Below are 14,448 nucleotides of genomic sequence, written 5' to 3' on the forward strand. Positions count from 1 at the left end.
TGTGATTACGCGCTGGGCGTAACACGGTATCCTGTTCTCGATGACCGCCGCCGCCCCTTCCACCACCGATCAGCGTGCCCTGCAAACCCTGAAAAGCGTCTGGGGATATGACGCCTTCCGGGGCGTGCAGGCCAACATCGTCCGCACGGTGGCGGAGGGGGGCAACGCGCTCGTGCTGATGCCGACGGGCGGCGGCAAAAGCCTGTGCTACCAGGTGCCCTCGCTGCTGCGCCCCGGGGTGGGCATCGTGGTCTCTCCCCTGATCGCGCTCATGAAGGACCAGGTGGACTCGCTGCGGCAGGTGGGGGTGCGCGCCGCCTTCCTGAACTCCACCCTCAGCCCGGAGGGGGTGCGCGAGGTAGAGTCGGCCCTGATCGCCGGGAACCTCGACCTGCTGTACGTGGCGCCCGAGCGTTTGCTGCTGCCGCGCACCCTCGACCTGCTGGAACGCGCCCCCGTCGCCCTCTTCGCCATCGACGAGGCGCACTGCGTCTCCCAGTGGGGGCACGACTTCCGGCCCGAGTACGGGCAGCTCCACGTGCTGCCGGAGCGCTTCCCGCACATCCCGCGTGTCGCCCTCACCGCCACCGCCGACGAGCGCACCCGGGCGGACATGCTGCGCGTCCTCGGGCTGCACGGGGCGCCGCAGTTCATCTCATCCTTCGACCGCCCCAACCTCCAGTACCGGGTCATGCAGAAGGAGGGGCCGAAAACCCAGCTCCTCGACTTCATCCGGGCCGAACACGAGGGGGACGCGGGCATCGTGTACTGCCTCTCGCGCAAGTCGGTGGAGGAGACGGCGGGGTGGCTCCAGGCACAGGGGGTGGACGCCCTCCCGTACCACGCGGGCCTCTCGCCGCGCGAGCGCAACCACGCCCAGGACCGCTTCCTCAACGAGGAGGGGCTGGTCGTCGTGGCGACGGTCGCCTTCGGCATGGGCATCGACAAGCCCAACGTGCGCTTCGTCGCCCACCTCGACCTGCCCAAGAGCCTGGAGGGCTACTACCAGGAGACGGGCCGCGCCGGGCGCGACGGCCTGCCGGGCACCGCCTGGATGGTCTACGGCCTGGCCGACGTGGTGAACGTCAAGCGGATGCTCGACCAGAGCCTCGCGCCCCCGGACGTGAAGCGCATCGAGGCGGCCAAGCTCGACGCCCTGCTGACCTACTGCGAGGCCGCGACCTGCCGCCGCCAGGTGCTGCTGGCGTACTTCGGGGAGACGCTGCCCGGGCCCTGCGGGAACTGCGACGTGTGCCTGAATCCCCCGCGTGTGCGCGACGCCACCCGCGAGGCGCAGATGGCCCTCTCGGCGGCGGTCCGAACGGGCAACCGCTTCGGGGCGGCCCACCTCACCGATGTTCTGCTGGGCCGCGAGACGGAGAAGGTCCGGGCGATGGGGCACCACCAGCTCCCCACCTTCGGCGTGGGCAAGGCGCACGACGAGAAGACCTGGCGGGGCCTGCTGCGCCAGCTTGTCAGCCTGGGCTACCTCGCGGCGGGGGAGCACCACGGGCTGAGCGCCACCGCCAAGGCCCGTGCGCTGCTGAAGGGCGAGGAGACCCTCCAGTTGCGCGAGGAGACGCTCGCCCCGAAGCCCGCCCGGGTAGGCCGCGACCGCTCCGCCCGCCCGGGCCGCACCCCGGTGGGCGCCCACGATCAGCCACTCTTCGAGGCGCTGCGGCAGTGGCGGCTGGGCAAGGCGCGCGAGCAATCCGTCCCGCCCTACGTGATCTTCAGCGACGCGACCCTCAAGACGATCGCCGAACTGCGCCCCGGCAGCCTGCACACCCTGGGCACCGTGAGCGGCGTCGGCGGGCGCAAACTGGAAGCCTACGGCGAGGAGGTGCTGGGGGTGGTGCGGGGGCATTCGGGCGGCCCCCGACCCATGCCCGGCCGCCAGCCCAGCGAGGCCGAGCGGGGCGCGGCGGGCAATGCGGCGGTGCTGGGGGTGTTGGGGGGGAGCGACAGGCTCCCCACCTCCACCCCTGAAGTCGGCACCTGGCCCACGACCCTCTTCCCGGAGGCGCCCACCCCACAGGCGGCAGGCCAGACGCCACAGGCCCCCCACCCCGAGGTCGCCGAGGCCCTGCGCGAACTGCGGAAGGAACTGTGCCGCGAGACGGGGCTCAGCGCCTTCGTGATCTTCCCCAACGCGACGCTGGAGGCGCTGGCTGCCCGGCAGCCGCGCACGCTCGATGACCTCCGCGGGCTGCCCGGCATGGGCGAGAAGCGCATCGAGGCCTACGGCGAGCGGATCATCGACGCGGTGTTGACGGCGCTGGACGAGTAGCCTGGGGCATGTCCGTCACCGCCCTGCGCCTGAGCCACGCCTTTCGCCGCAACCTGAGCCTCATCGCCCGGCACGCCGGGGACGTGTCCGAGGAGGCCGCCTTGGCTCGGGCGGGGGAGGGCAGCAGCCTGAACTGGGTGGTGGGGCACTGCCTGGCGAGCCGCACCCGGCTGCTGGAGGGACTGGGCGCCCTGCCCGAGGGGCTGGACGCCTCGGCGGTGCGGGCCTGCTACGGCCGGGGGACGGTCCCTGACCCGGACGCCGCCTGGCTCCTCACCGACCTGCTGCGCTGGCTGGAAGCCTCGCAGGGCCGCCTGGAAACCGCCCTGCCGACCGCCGACCTCTCCGCCGCCACCGAGTCCCCCTTTGGCATCCTGCCCCTGGCCGACCTGCTCGACCAGTTCGCGTGGCACGAGGCGACGCACGCGGGGCAACTCGCGGTGCTGCGGCGGGTGGCGGCCTCAGTCGGCCCCTGACGTTTCCCGCGCCGCACCCGGCGTCTGGGCCACGGCGGGTTTCCCCGCCCGCAGCGCGAGGCTGAGGGCGAACCCCGCCGCCACCAGGACGAAGGCGAACACGTAGGCCCGCCGCAGCCCCTCCGCCAGCGCCACACCGCCCGAGGCGAGGGCTCCCGAGCCGATGAGCAGGGCCATCAGCGCCACGCCCAGCGCCCCGCCCATCTGCCGGGCGAACAGCACGCCGCTCGTGACGGCGCCGAGTTCCGGGCGGGCCGCCTCTTCCTGTGCCGAGAGGAGCAGGCTGAGCATCGCAAAGCCCATCCCCATGCCGACCACGAAGCCGAGTGCTGACGTGACCCACAGCGGCGAGTGCACCACGAGCGTGAGGAGGGCAAACGTTCCGGTCAGCACCAGGAACCCCACCTGCGCCAGCCGGGCGAGCGGCACCCGGGTCAGCAGCCGCGCGCTGAGGATGCTCGTGAGGGTCCAGCCCACCAGCATGGGGGTGAGGATCGCGCCCGCGCCGGTCGCCCCGCCGCCACCCACCCCCTGCGCATACAGCGGCAGGTAGGCGATCACGCCGAAGTAGGCCGCGCCGCCCAGGAAGTTGCCGGTGAAGGCGATGGCCGTTGCCCGCCGGGCCAGCGCCCGCATGGGGAGCAGCGGGTCCGGGTGCCGCCGCTCGACCGCCACGGCGGCGAGCAGGATGAGCAGGCCGGGGATGACGAGGAGCCACGCCTTCCCCTCCAGCCCCCACACGGTCAGGCCGCTCCCCAGCGTGAAGAGGGCCGCGCCCGCCCAGTCCAGCCGGGCGGGGCGCGGCGTGCCCGTCTCGCGCAGGTGCCGCAGCGCGGTCAGCAGGGAGGCCAGGCCGAACGGCAGGCTCGCGTAGAAGGTCCAGCGCCACGACAGCGTGTCGGTCAGCCAGCCGCCCAGCAGCGGCCCCAGCAGGCCCGACAGGCCCCACACCCCGCTGATCAAGGCCTGCACCCGCCCGCGCTCGGCAAGCGGGTACGTCTCCCCGATGATCGTCAGCGTGAGGGGCAGCACCGCCCCCGCCCCCAGCCCCTGAAGCGCGCGGGCCGCCACCAGCCCGCCCATGCTCTGGGCGAGGCCGCACAGCGCGCTCCCCAGCAGGAACAGCACCACCCCGATCAGGTACAGCCGCCGCCGCCCCAGCACGTCCGAGGCCCGGCCCCACAGCGGGCTGCTCACCGTGCTCGTCAGCAGGTACACCGCGAAGGGCAGCGCGTACAGCCGTTGCCCCCCCAGGTCCGCGATCACGCTGGGCATGGCGGTGGCGACCACGCTCGATTCCAGCGCGGCCAGAAAGACGCCCAGGACGAGGCCGCTGGTGGCGAGTCGGCGAGCACGGCGGGCGGCAGGGGACAACGTCGGGGCCTCCGTCATGGGGCGCAGGCTAACGCCCCTGGCGAGCGGGCTGAGTGGATGCCGCCCCCCTTTCCGGCAAAGCATGAAGGAACGCTCTGACCGCCGCCACGATCCGCCGTTCGGTCTCCTCCCGGGTCACGGTGGGCTGGCCGTCCCCCTTCTGCGGCCCGTACCGCCCGAAAAAGGCGTGGACCGCCCCCGGCAGCACCGTGAGTGCCGTGTTCGGCGGCAGGCGCGAGAGGCCGCCCCGCACGTCCGCCGCGCTCGCCACCCCGTCCCGCTCGGCGAGGAGGGAGAGGACTGGGTACGGGGCGGCCCGAAGGCTGACATTCCCCGCCGGGTAGGCCGCCATCAGGATCAGGCCGGAAAGGTCCGCCGGATGCCTCGCCGCGTAGCTCGCCGCCATAGCCCCGCCCAGCGAGTGCCCGGCCAGGACCACCCGTTTGCCCGGCCCGAAGCGGTCGATCAGCTCCCCCGCCCGGTTCACCCCCAGCACGGCCAGGTCGAGTGGAAAGACCGGGATGACCGTCTGTACTCCGTCCGCCGCGAGCGCCCGGCCCAGCCACTCGTACGCCTGGGGCCGCACCAGCCCGCCGGGGTACAGGACGAGCAACGTGTTCGCCCGCCCGTCCTGCGGCTGGATGTCGATGAAAGGGTGCGGCTCCCGTTCCAGCCTCACCACCGCCGCCGAGCCGGGGTAGGCCGCGTCCTGCCCGAGGACCAGGGGTGGGCGCAGGAGGACGGTGCTGACGCGGCCCACCGCGCCCCCCGCCAGCAGGGCCAGCACCAGGGCCAGGGCCAGGCGGAGGCGGGGCGGGACCGCGGGCCGGCTTCTCAGGCGGGACATGCGTTCAGCGTAGGGCAAAGAAAGACCGCCCCCCGGGAGGAGGGCGGCGGGTGCAGGATCTCAGGATCTTTAGCGGCGGTCGACGGGCAGCGTGGGGATCGCGCGGTGGGTGGCGGCGCCGCGGGCGCCCATCACCGCGAGGAGCAGCGTCAGGCCCGCGCCCAGCAGCCAGGCCAGGCCCGCGTTGCGCGCGGCGGTTCGGGCGGTCTGCTCGGCGGTCTGGGCGAGCTGCTGCGCCTGCTGCTGAAGACGGTCCACCTCGTTCGTCACCGTCGTGCGAACTTCCTCGGCCTGGGCCTGGCTCAGCCCCTGGCGGGTCAGGCGGGTCACGAACTGCTCGCCGGTCAGCGCGTTCTTGATCGCGTTCACGCGGGCAGAGGCGAAGTCGGTGATGTTGCCCAGGTTCTGGTTGCCCAGGTCGTACTGCGCGCGGCGGAAAATGCCGGTCACCACGTTGGCGGCGGCCGTCACCTGCTCCTGGCCCAGGTTGGGGCTGGCGTCGGCGATCAGGTTCGCCACGTCCTGCTGGTCGATGCCGTTCAGGAAGCTCTGGATGCCAGCCGGGGCGGTCGTGTTCCCAGCGGCGTCCGCCGCGGCCCCCGCCGCGTTGGCCGCCGCACCGGCGACGTTGCCCACGATGTTGGTCGCGGTGCCGATCAGTCGGCTGGCGGTGTTGAAGGCGAACAGGGTCGAGAGCAGCACGAGCAGGCCGCCCGTCACCAGGCCGGTCAAGGTGGCGTCGCTGTGGGTCATCGCCGCGATGCCGTCGTCGTTGCGGGTGGAGGGGGCACTCGCGCGCACGGCGGTGCGGCCCGCCGCCCAGGCACCGACCAGCGCGGCGATGGCCGTCCAGATCCCGGCCTGAATACCCGTGCCCGTCAGGGTGAGCCCGGTCAGGGCGGTGATGACCAGCCCGAGGGCGATGATCGTCAGCGTGGTGACCAGCCCCATCACGACCCCGGCGAGGATACCCCGCCAACTGATGCGGTGGGAGAGTGGATCGGTGTTTAGCGTCATGGTTTCTCCTTGTCGCGCCGTCCCCGCCCGGTGGGAAGGGTCACGGCGCACCCCATCTCCTGCTGGAGGTTCAGGGTGCCTCGGTGCCCACCCTAAACTCCACTGTCCTGCTTTGCGTTCCCCGGACGCTTAATACCCCACTCATACAGCGTTTTCGCTCACGGCGCCGTTATACGAAGGCGCTGAACCCCGTGATCGCGCGGCCCACGACCAGCGTGTTGATCTCGTTCGTGCCCTCGTACGAATAGATCGCCTCGGTGTCGGCGAAGTGCTTGATGACCCCGTTGTCGAGCAGGATGCCGTTGCCGCCGAAGGTCTCGCGGGCGAGCGCCACCGTCTCGCGGCAGCGGGCGGCGGTCACCACCTTGGCGAGCGAGGCGTGTTCGTCGCGCATCTGCCCCGCGTCCGCCATCCGCGAGAGGCGCAGCACGAGCGAGAGCATGCTCGTCACGTTGCCCAGCATGTGGACGAGGTGGTTCTGGATAAGCTGGAAGTTCCCGATGGGCTTGCCGAACTGCTCGCGCCTCTGTGCGTACCCCAGCGCGAGTTCGTAGGCCCCGAAGGCGCAGCCCACCCCCTGCCACGCCACGCCCGCCCGCGTCAGCCGCAGCACCTCGGCGGTCGTGCGCCAGCCGCGCGTCTCCTGGAGCCGGTCCGAGTCCGGCACCCGGCATTCCGTCAGCGTGATGTGCCCGTTTTCCACGATCCGCAGCGCGACCTTGCCCTCGATCTTGCGGACGTGGTAACCGGGTGTTCCGGCCCGCACGATGAAGCCGCGCACCTCCTGGGTGTCCTCGTCGCGCGCCCAGACCACCGTGAAGTCGCTGAAGGGCGAGTTGCCGATCCAGTACTTCTCGCCGCTGAGCACCCACCCGTCCCCGTCCTGGCGGCAGGTCGTCCGCATCCCCTGGCTGACCTGCGAGCCGCCCTCGGGCTCGGTGAGGCCGAACGCGCCGATGGCCTCCAGGTCGAGCATCTTCGGCAGCCACTCGGCCTTCTGCTCGGCTGAGCCCCCCAGCGCGATGGAGGCGAAGGCCAGCCCCGCGTGGACGCCGAAAAAGACAGCGGTGGACACATCCACCCGGCAGGCCTCCAGGGTGATCATGCCCTCCGTCATCGTCGCGCCGGGCCTTCGGGTGCCGTCCTCGTTCCAGATGCGCCGGGGCAGGTTCAGCTTTCGCAACTCGGGGATGAGGTGCCGCGGGAACTCGTCGCGGCTCCAGTACGCGTTCATGATGGGCGCGACGTGTTCCTGCATGAAGCCGCGCACGGCCAGCCGGACCTCCTGTTGCTCGGGGGTGAGGTCGTCCAGTTGCCCGTAAAAGTCGCCGTCGGGCTCGGGGAGGGCCTTGGGGGCACCGCCGCCCTTCATCGCCCGCGCGAGCTGCCCGAGTTGCCGGTCACTCAGGCGCGAGGCGGCCGCGAGCAGGGCGGGAAGGTCCACCCTCTGGCCCAGCCGCGCCAGCGCCTCGGGGTCGAGCTGGGCGAGCAGGGCCGCGGAATCTCTTGGTTGGGAGGTCATGGGTCCGTTGTACGCGGCGCGGACCCGCCGGACTGCGAGCCCCGACCCACCCGGGGTTCACCCAATGTTCAGTGTTCGCCTGGCCCCCCACCGGGGGAGGGCCGCACATGGGGGAACGCGGCAACTCCGCGCGCCGTAGTGTGCAGGGTATGCAAACCCCTGGAGTGTGGGCGCGGCTGCGGGCCCTGACGCGCGGCGAGCAGGACGCCGAGACCCTCTACGCCTACCGCCGGGCGGGCGCGCAGGTTCACGACCTCCTCGACGCCGCCGAGCGCCGCCGCTTCGACCTGACCCTGAGCGGCACGAGCCCCTTCGCGCTGAGGCGGCACGTGGGCCTGGAACTCGCCTGCACCTGGAACGCCTTCGCCCTCCAGACGCTCGGCGACCGGATGCTGGAGGCGGACGAGGTCGCCGACCCCGGCACCGTCGGCTTCGTCCCCCCCGTGACCTTTGGGCAGGTCCACGCCTACTACGCCGAGGTCCAGCGCTGGCTCGGCTACGCCAGCCAGGCGGCCCACGACCCCGAGTTCGACCTGCCCGCCGGGACGCTCCCCGCCCGGCTCCCCGAGTGGTCCCCGGTCGAGCCCTGCCCCCGCCCCCACCTCGACGCGATGATCGCCGCGCTGGAAGCCATGCGCCTGCACGCCGAGGCCGCCATGCACCGGCTGGAGCAGGCCACCCCCGAGGCCGACGCCCCCAAGCTCGCCCGGCTGCGCGGCCAGTTCGCCGAGGTGCTGTCGCAGGCCGGGTACGTGTCGCGCATGTACGTGCCCGGCGCCTCGCTCGCCCTGCACGAGCAGATCGAGGACCACGCCAAACGCGCCATCGAGGGGCTGTACCGCGTCGGCCAACTCCTGAGCTATCCCGCCCTGCTCACCGAGGGGGGCCGCGCCGCGAGCGGGGATCGCCGGAGTGCTTTCTCCCGCACGCCCCTGCCCGGCGAGCCCGGCTTCGACCCCTGGGCGATGACCGACCCGGGCAGCGTGGACACGCTGAGGCGCGACCGCAATGCCGCGCGGGTGATCGCCGAGATGTGGGCGCTCGACCCCGACCCGGCGGCGAGCGTGGCCCTGTGGGACGAGATCCGGCGCGCGGTGCAGACGGGCGGCGCCGCCATCGCCCGGCACCCCAACGGACAACCCGTCGGTTTTTACTTCTGCACGCCCTACTGCGCGGTCTACGAGGCCCGGCGCCCCCTGGTGATCGGGGATACGCCCGTCCCCAGGGGCAAACGCTTCACGCTGGAGTGCGCCGCCGAGGGCGTGCGGATCGGCTACTCCTTCAAGCGCGAGGTTGTCCTGGGCACCTTTCACGCGGCGGCCATCGACTACTGCGACCCCGACCAGCCGCCACCCCATGACGACTGAGACCGACTGGCTCTGATTCCAGAACATCCGGCGCTTTCCCGGATGTTCTCCTGTGGCCCCAGGCTCGGGGGCGGCCCCTCGCCTTTCTTGCAGAGCACGACGTAGGCTCACTCGCTCATCGTCCATCGCCGCCAGCCGATCTTCTTTGCTGCTCGCTCCGCTCGGGTTCGTCTGCGACTCCCCGCAATTTGGTATGAGCGGGCGCTCTACCATGACCGCGTGAATCCCAGGCCCATCCGCCCCCTGCCCACGCGGCCCGCCGGGTACGTGGAACTCGCGCGCTACAGCAGCCTGGGGCGCTTCTGGGCCTACCTGGGAAGCGCCGAGCGTGCCGGGCGGGAGGTCCGCCCCGTGCGTGGGGACGCCCCCGAACTCTGCCGCCGCCGCGTCACCGGCTACACCATCCCCGGCGCCGCCCTCCTGCTCGACACGGGCCGCGTTTCCCAGTCCCTCGACGACGGCTTCGAGACCCACCCGGCCCTCCTCGCCCTGCTCGCGGGCGACCCCGAGCCCCTGCGCGCCGAACTCAACGCCCACTTCGAGCTGAAGGTCGACTTCGTCCTCGCCTTCACCGCTGCCCGCGACCTCGTCGTCAAGCCGGAGTTCAAGTACGCGCCGCTGGTGCGCGGCCTGAGCGACCTGCCCCTCAGCCTGCCCCTCCAGACCCGCCGCCTGGCGAGGGACGAGGTGCATCTGCTCGTGCAGCGGGCGTGTGGGTTGGCCTGACGGCCGTGAGTGGGCAGTGGTCAGTGGGAAGTGGGTCGAGGCCAATCCTTTTCCACTCCCTCCTCCCCACTGACCACTTCCTACCAGATGGGCCGCAGTGCTCCAGCATGCAGGCATGGGGGTGTAGCGGTCCCCACCGGTCAGGGCGGCCAAGCTGAAGCGTTCTGGTGTGCTGTGCTATTTCGAATGAGCAATGGCCCAGCGGTGCTGCAAACACCCTGAGCCGTGGCGAACACCCGGAAGGGGGTGACGCAGGTAGAAAGTACCACGCGCAAGGCGTTCAAGTACCGCCTGTACCCCACCAAAGCGCAGGGGAGGGCGTTGGACACCACGCTGCTGCTTTGCCAGCGGTTATACAACGGCTGTCTCGAAGAACGGCGGGGCGCCTACAAGAAGGCGGGCAAGTCGGTGTCGGTGTACGACCAGATGAAAGCCCTGCCGGAAGTGAAGGACGGCGTGCCGGAGTACAAGGGCGTGAACGCGCAGGTGCTTCAGAACGTTGTGCGCCGGGTAGACCGGGCCTTTCAGGGCTTCTTCAGTCGGGTGAAGGCGGGCAAGACCCCCGGCTATCCCCGCTTCAAACCCAGGGACAGATACGACAGCTTCACGTACCCCCAGCCGAGCCAGAACAGCGTTTCGGGGGACGGGAAGCACGTCTATCTGCCGAAAATCGGCAACGTCCGTATCAAGCTGCACCGTCCCTTTGCGGGCAAGCTCAAGACGCTGGCCGTGAAGCGGGAGGGCCGGGAGTGGTACGTCGTCCTGAGCTGCGAGGTGCCGAGGGCCGAACCGCTGCCCGAAACAAGTTCAGGGGTCGGGATCGACGTGGGAACCACCTGGTTCTATGTCACGTCGGACGGCGAGTTCTGCAAGAACCACAGGTTCTTTCAAGCCAGCAGCAAGAAGCTCCGGGTCGCGCAGCGTGCCCTTTCCCGCAAGCCGAAGGGGCGCAGCAACCGTCGCAGGAAGGCCAAGGAGCGGGTCGCCAAGCTGTACCGCAAGACAGCGCGGCAACGGCTCCAGTTGCACCACGAAGAGGCGAAGAAACTCGTCTCGCAGCACGGCCTCATCTGCCACGAAGACCTGAACGTGAAGGGGATGGCTCAGGGGAAGCTGGGCAAGCAGATTCACGATGTGGGGTGGGGGCAGTTCTTTCAAATCCTCTCCAGCAAAGCGGAGGAAGCTGGCCGGAGAGTGCTCGCCGTAGACCCCCGATTCACCTCTCAGCGGTGCCGCGTGTGCGGTCATACCGAGAAGGGGAACCGGGCGTCACAGGCGAACTTCAGATGTCTGAGTTGTGGACACAGCGAGAATGCGGACGTGAACGCAGCGAAGAACATCTTGGCGCAGGGACTGCGCTTCGTGGCTCAACGTACTTCACTGGAAGATGCGTGCCACGAGAAGCCCCGCCCTTTAGGGCTGGGGTAGTTCACCCGTCGCTCTCCGTCCGCTTCTTGGGCTTGCTCGCGGCGAATTTCGCCAGCCGGGCGGTCATGGCGGGCGGCGTGTTCGTCAGGATGTGGCGGGAGGCGGGGTTACGCTCGGCGAAGGTGGCAACCCGGCCCAACAGTTCGCCGAACAGGTCCTCGGGGATATCGAGGGCGGGGGTCAGGCGCACCGTGCGCTTGGAACTCAGGCTGAGGTTGGCGAGGACCCGGGCCTCGTGCAGCTCGCGCAGGGCGAGGATCGCGGTCGCCTCGAACACGAGTTCCTTGAGGACCCCGGGCAGCGGGATGCCGACCATCGGCTTGAACTGCATGGCGAGGAGCATTCCCTGGCCGCGCACGTCCTCGAACAGGCGGGGGTACTGCTGCCCGAGGGCTCGCAGCCGCTCCAGCCCGACGGCACCTAGCCGCGCGCTGCGGGCGGGGAGGTCCTGCTCGATCAGGTATTCGAGCGACTTCAGGCCCACCGCCATCGCCAGCGCGTTCCCCCCGAAGGTATTCGAGTGCCGCTTGGAACTCAGCCCCCCCAGCATCTTCTTGTAGATCGTGTGCCGCACGATGGTCGCGCCCACCGCCGTCATTCCACCGCCCAGCGGCTTGGCGAGCGTCACGATGTCGGGGTCCAGGCCCTGCGCCGCCGACTCGAACCAGTGTCCGGTGCGGCCCAGCCCGGTCTGAATCTCGTCGGCGATGCAGACGATGCCGTGGCGGCGGCAGAGTTCACCCACGCCGCGCAGGAAGCCGGGCGGGGGGATATTCACCCCTCCCTCTCCCTGGATGGGCTCGACAACCACCGCGACCACGTTGTCCGGTCCCAGCCGCCGGATCAGCCGGGTCAGGGCGTCCAGGTCGCCGTAAGGACTGGTCAGCGCGCCGGGAATCAGTGGGCGGAACACGTCCTGGTACTCGGGATTGGGGGTCAGGCTCAGGCTGCCCAGCGTCTTGCCGTGGTAGCCGCTGGAAAAGGAGATGTAGAACTTGCCCCGGGGCCGCCACGCCTTGGCGAACTTCAGCGCGCCCTCGATGGCCTCCGTGCCGCTGGAGCAGAAGAAGACCTGCGAGTCGTCGTGGGAGGGGAGTTCGCGCGCCAGCAGCCGCACGAGGTTCGTCTGGAGGGCCGCCCGCCACGGGCTGCTCGCCTGCTGGGGCAGCGTCTGTGCCCGGTTCTTCTCCGTGAACTCGCGGATAAAGGCCGTCAGTACGGGCGGCATGTCCCCGAACGGCACCGCCGCGTACCCCGAGGCGTTGATGCGCCGCACGCCCGCCTCGTCCTCCAGCTCCCAGGGGGTGACCCGGTAAAAAGGCCCCGCGAGGCCCAGGAGGTTCAGGCCGAACAGCAATTCCTCGTTGCCGTAGCGGGTGTCGAGGGTGCGGGCCTGCTCCGGGCTGAACCGCTCGTCGAGCACGTCCTGGGCGCGAATGAAACCTGGGGGCAAGCTGCCTGTCGCTGGGCCGGTGGTCACCGCGGCAGTCTAGCCCCCTGGGGTGAGGGACGTTATGCCCGGGCCTCAGTCCACGTCCACGCCCAACTCAGGGTGCCGGGCCAGTTCCACCATCCGCGTGACCTGCCCCGGGAGGTTGCGGCCCAGGCTGAGGGGCGGCAGGGCGTCCGGGGAGAACCAGCCGCTGTCCAGCGTCTCGGTGTTCTGGGGATGCAGGCCCGGGTCACTCAACAGCTCGCAGGCCACGAACACCTTGTACACGGCCCACAGGTCGGGTGGGTGGCCGTGCTTGCCCTTGTCGAGGAGGGCCAGCAGCCGGGTCGCCCGCACCGCTCGCCCCGTCTCCTCCCGCACCTCGCGCACGGCGACCTCGCGGGGGCTGTCGCCGGGGTCCGCCCAGCCGCCGGGCAGGCTCCAGAGGCCGTCCACCCGCTCCCGGGTGAGCAGCACCTCGCCCCGGTCATTCAGCACGACCGCCCGCACGTCCACCTTGGGCGTCAGGTAGCCCTGCTCGGCGCGCAGCACCTCGTGAACCTCGCCCGCCTCCTGCCCGGTCCCCTCCGCCAGCAGCTCCGCCGTCAGGGCCAGCAGCCGCTCGTACCGCTCGCGGTCGTAGGGGTCGCGGGTGTAGGTGAGGCCCGCCTGGGCGAGCGACTGGAGTTCGCGGAGCTGGGCGAGGGTCGGCATGGGTCAGGCTATATCCTCCCCCCATGCGTCTGGTTCGGATCGAGCATGGGGGCGCCCCGCAGTGGGGCCAGGTCGAGGGGGACACGGTTCACCTCACGCGCGGCATGGGCGGCGAGCGGAAGGGGGAGACGGCGCCGCTGGCTGGAGTCCGCCTCCTCGCCCCCGCCGAACCCACCAAGATCGTCTGTGTGGGCCGCAACTACCTCGACCATATCCGCGAGCTGGGCAACGACCAGGGCGACCTGCCGAGCGAGCCGGGCCTCTTCCTCAAGGGGCCGAACGCCCTGGCCGAGCCGGGCGGCACGGTCGATTACCCCGCCTGGACGCACAACTTCCACTACGAGGGCGAACTGGCGCTCGTGATGGGGCGGCGGGCGCGCGACTTGAAGCCGGACAACGCGCTGGACGCCGTTCTGGGCTACACCTGCGGCCTGGACCTCACCGCCCGCGACCTTCAGAAGACCGACCTGCAATGGTTCCGCGCCAAGGCCGCCGACCGCTTCTGCCCGCTCGGCCCCTGGCTGGAGACGGACCTGGAGCCGGGCGACCTGCGCGTCCAGACCCGCGTGAACGGCGAGACGCGGCAGGACGGGCGAACCAGCCACATGATCTTCGACGTGGTGCAGATCCTGACCTACATCACCCGCTTCGTGACGCTGGAACCGGGCGACGTGGTGCTGACCGGCACGCCGGAGGGCGTCGGGCCGCTGCAAAAGGGCGACACGGTCGAGGTGGAGGTCGCGGGGGTCGGGGTCCTCACAACTCACATCAGATAGCGCCACTGACACGATTTTTTGACGGCCCCTCACGCTAACTTGAGGTGTGCCCACCCGCCACCGCGCCCGCCTGCTGGCCCTCGCGCTGCTCGCCTCCCTGACAGCGGGGGCGAGCCCGGCCACGGACATCTTCGACGCCGCCACCCAGGCCGTGCAGAGCCGCTACTACGGCTGGTCCACCGCCGACCGCAAGGAACTGGGCACGAAGTACGCCGCCGTCCTCGCCCAGAAGTGCGCGCCCCAGGGCGACGCCTGCGACTACGCCACGGGACGGACGGTCCTCAGCGATATGTTCACCGAACTGGGCGACCCTCACACCAACATCCGCGACGCGGAGGGGGCCGAGCGCATCGCGGAGGTCACCTTCAACCGCGCCGTGAACCGAACGGGCGTGCGCGTCGTGCGCGTCTCGGGCGGCCTGCTCGTCGTGTCCCTGATGCCGGGAAGCCCCGCCGAGAGCGCCGGGGTGCGCCGCTTCG

The 14,448-nt window shown here is 70.8% G+C and carries 13 protein-coding genes (1 of these 13 only partly in view); 7 read left to right on the forward strand and 6 right to left on the reverse strand.

Annotated features, from left to right (window positions below; all coding sequences use genetic code 11):
* The first annotated feature begins 40 nt into the window (after window positions 1-40).
* Together recQ and DAERI_RS13125 are read left to right on the forward strand one after the other, a co-directional pair.
* Complete coding sequence (gene recQ, locus DAERI_RS13120) at window positions 41-2,290, forward strand: DNA helicase RecQ (RefSeq protein ID WP_103129885.1); 2,250 nt, start codon at window positions 41-43, stop codon at window positions 2,288-2,290.
* An 8-nt stretch (window positions 2,291-2,298) separates the two neighbouring features.
* A complete protein-coding gene (locus DAERI_RS13125) occupies window positions 2,299-2,766 on the forward strand; it encodes a DinB family protein (RefSeq protein WP_103129886.1) in 468 nt (155 codons plus the stop codon).
* Here the strand turns inward: DAERI_RS13125 and DAERI_RS13130 are convergent.
* The 4 genes from DAERI_RS13130 to DAERI_RS13145 form a co-directional block, all read right to left on the reverse strand.
* Entirely contained in the window at window positions 2,752-4,158 is a 1,407-nt protein-coding gene (locus tag DAERI_RS13130) for an MFS transporter (RefSeq protein ID WP_103129887.1), read from the reverse strand. The two genes, DAERI_RS13125 and DAERI_RS13130, sit on opposite strands and share 15 nt — an antisense overlap.
* Before the next feature lie 10 nt (window positions 4,159-4,168).
* A complete protein-coding gene (locus DAERI_RS13135) occupies window positions 4,169-4,987 on the reverse strand; it encodes an alpha/beta fold hydrolase (RefSeq protein ID WP_103129888.1) in 819 nt (272 codons plus the stop codon).
* A 69-nt stretch (window positions 4,988-5,056) separates the two neighbouring features.
* A complete protein-coding gene (locus DAERI_RS13140; RefSeq protein ID WP_103129889.1) occupies window positions 5,057-6,004 on the reverse strand; it encodes a hypothetical protein in 948 nt (315 codons plus the stop codon).
* Window positions 6,005-6,173: 169 nt separating this feature from the next.
* Window positions 6,174-7,526, reverse strand: a complete 1,353-nt coding sequence (locus DAERI_RS13145; protein ID WP_103129890.1) for an acyl-CoA dehydrogenase family protein — start codon at window positions 7,524-7,526, stop codon at window positions 6,174-6,176.
* 149 nt (window positions 7,527-7,675) lie between these two features.
* Here DAERI_RS13145 and DAERI_RS13150 point away from each other — a divergent pair, with 149 nt between their 5' ends.
* The 3 genes from DAERI_RS13150 to DAERI_RS13160 all read left to right on the forward strand — a co-directional run bounded on the left by DAERI_RS13150 (window position 7,676) and on the right by DAERI_RS13160 (window position 11,047).
* Window positions 7,676-8,893 (forward strand): hypothetical protein, encoded by a 1,218-nt coding sequence (locus DAERI_RS13150; RefSeq protein ID WP_103129994.1) that lies wholly within the window; start codon window positions 7,676-7,678, stop codon window positions 8,891-8,893.
* 219 nt (window positions 8,894-9,112) lie between these two features.
* Entirely contained in the window at window positions 9,113-9,619 is a 507-nt protein-coding gene (locus DAERI_RS13155) for a hypothetical protein (protein ID WP_103129891.1), read from the forward strand.
* 225 nt (window positions 9,620-9,844) lie between these two features.
* Complete coding sequence (locus DAERI_RS13160) at window positions 9,845-11,047, forward strand: RNA-guided endonuclease InsQ/TnpB family protein (protein ID WP_103129892.1); 1,203 nt, start codon at window positions 9,845-9,847, stop codon at window positions 11,045-11,047.
* Window position 11,048: 1 nt separating this feature from the next.
* Here the strand turns inward: DAERI_RS13160 and DAERI_RS13165 are convergent, their stop codons facing one another.
* Window positions 11,049-12,527 (reverse strand): class-III pyridoxal-phosphate-dependent aminotransferase, encoded by a 1,479-nt coding sequence (locus tag DAERI_RS13165; RefSeq protein WP_235610378.1) that lies wholly within the window; start codon window positions 12,525-12,527, stop codon window positions 11,049-11,051.
* A gap of 45 nt (window positions 12,528-12,572) precedes the next feature.
* Entirely contained in the window at window positions 12,573-13,193 is a 621-nt protein-coding gene (locus DAERI_RS13170) for an NUDIX hydrolase (RefSeq protein WP_103129894.1), read from the reverse strand.
* Window positions 13,194-13,216: 23 nt separating this feature from the next.
* On the opposite strand from DAERI_RS13170, the gene DAERI_RS13175 reads away from it, so the two are divergent.
* Together DAERI_RS13175 and DAERI_RS13180 are read left to right on the forward strand one after the other, a co-directional pair.
* Window positions 13,217-13,969, forward strand: coding sequence for a fumarylacetoacetate hydrolase family protein (locus DAERI_RS13175; RefSeq protein WP_103129895.1), 753 nt, complete (start codon window positions 13,217-13,219; stop codon window positions 13,967-13,969).
* A gap of 46 nt (window positions 13,970-14,015) precedes the next feature.
* Window positions 14,016-14,448 carry the start of a S41 family peptidase gene (locus DAERI_RS13180; protein WP_235610379.1) on the forward strand. Its footprint extends 959 nt past the window's final position, so the window shows 433 of its 1,392 coding nt (coding positions 1-433); the start codon lies at window positions 14,016-14,018; its stop codon lies beyond the right edge, outside the window.

The sequence above is a fragment of the Deinococcus aerius genome (assembly GCF_002897375.1).
Taxonomy (GTDB): domain Bacteria; phylum Deinococcota; class Deinococci; order Deinococcales; family Deinococcaceae; genus Deinococcus; species Deinococcus aerius.

Excerpts from the sequence above, each read along its gene's own strand:
- recQ (WP_103129885.1), top strand. The coding sequence starts at position 41 with ATGACCGCCGCCGCCCCTTCCACCACCGATCAGCGTGCCCTGCAAACC.
- DAERI_RS13125 (WP_103129886.1), top strand. The coding sequence starts at position 2,299 with ATGTCCGTCACCGCCCTGCGCCTGAGCCACGCCTTTCGCCGCAACCTG.
- DAERI_RS13130 (WP_103129887.1), bottom strand. The coding sequence starts at position 4,158 with ATGACGGAGGCCCCGACGTTGTCCCCTGCCGCCCGCCGTGCTCGCCGA.
- DAERI_RS13135 (WP_103129888.1), bottom strand. The coding sequence starts at position 4,987 with ATGTCCCGCCTGAGAAGCCGGCCCGCGGTCCCGCCCCGCCTCCGCCTG.
- DAERI_RS13140 (WP_103129889.1), bottom strand. The coding sequence starts at position 6,004 with ATGACGCTAAACACCGATCCACTCTCCCACCGCATCAGTTGGCGGGGT.
- DAERI_RS13145 (WP_103129890.1), bottom strand. The coding sequence starts at position 7,526 with ATGACCTCCCAACCAAGAGATTCCGCGGCCCTGCTCGCCCAGCTCGAC.
- DAERI_RS13150 (WP_103129994.1), top strand. The coding sequence starts at position 7,676 with ATGCAAACCCCTGGAGTGTGGGCGCGGCTGCGGGCCCTGACGCGCGGC.
- DAERI_RS13170 (WP_103129894.1), bottom strand. The coding sequence starts at position 13,193 with ATGCCGACCCTCGCCCAGCTCCGCGAACTCCAGTCGCTCGCCCAGGCG.
- DAERI_RS13175 (WP_103129895.1), top strand. The coding sequence starts at position 13,217 with ATGCGTCTGGTTCGGATCGAGCATGGGGGCGCCCCGCAGTGGGGCCAG.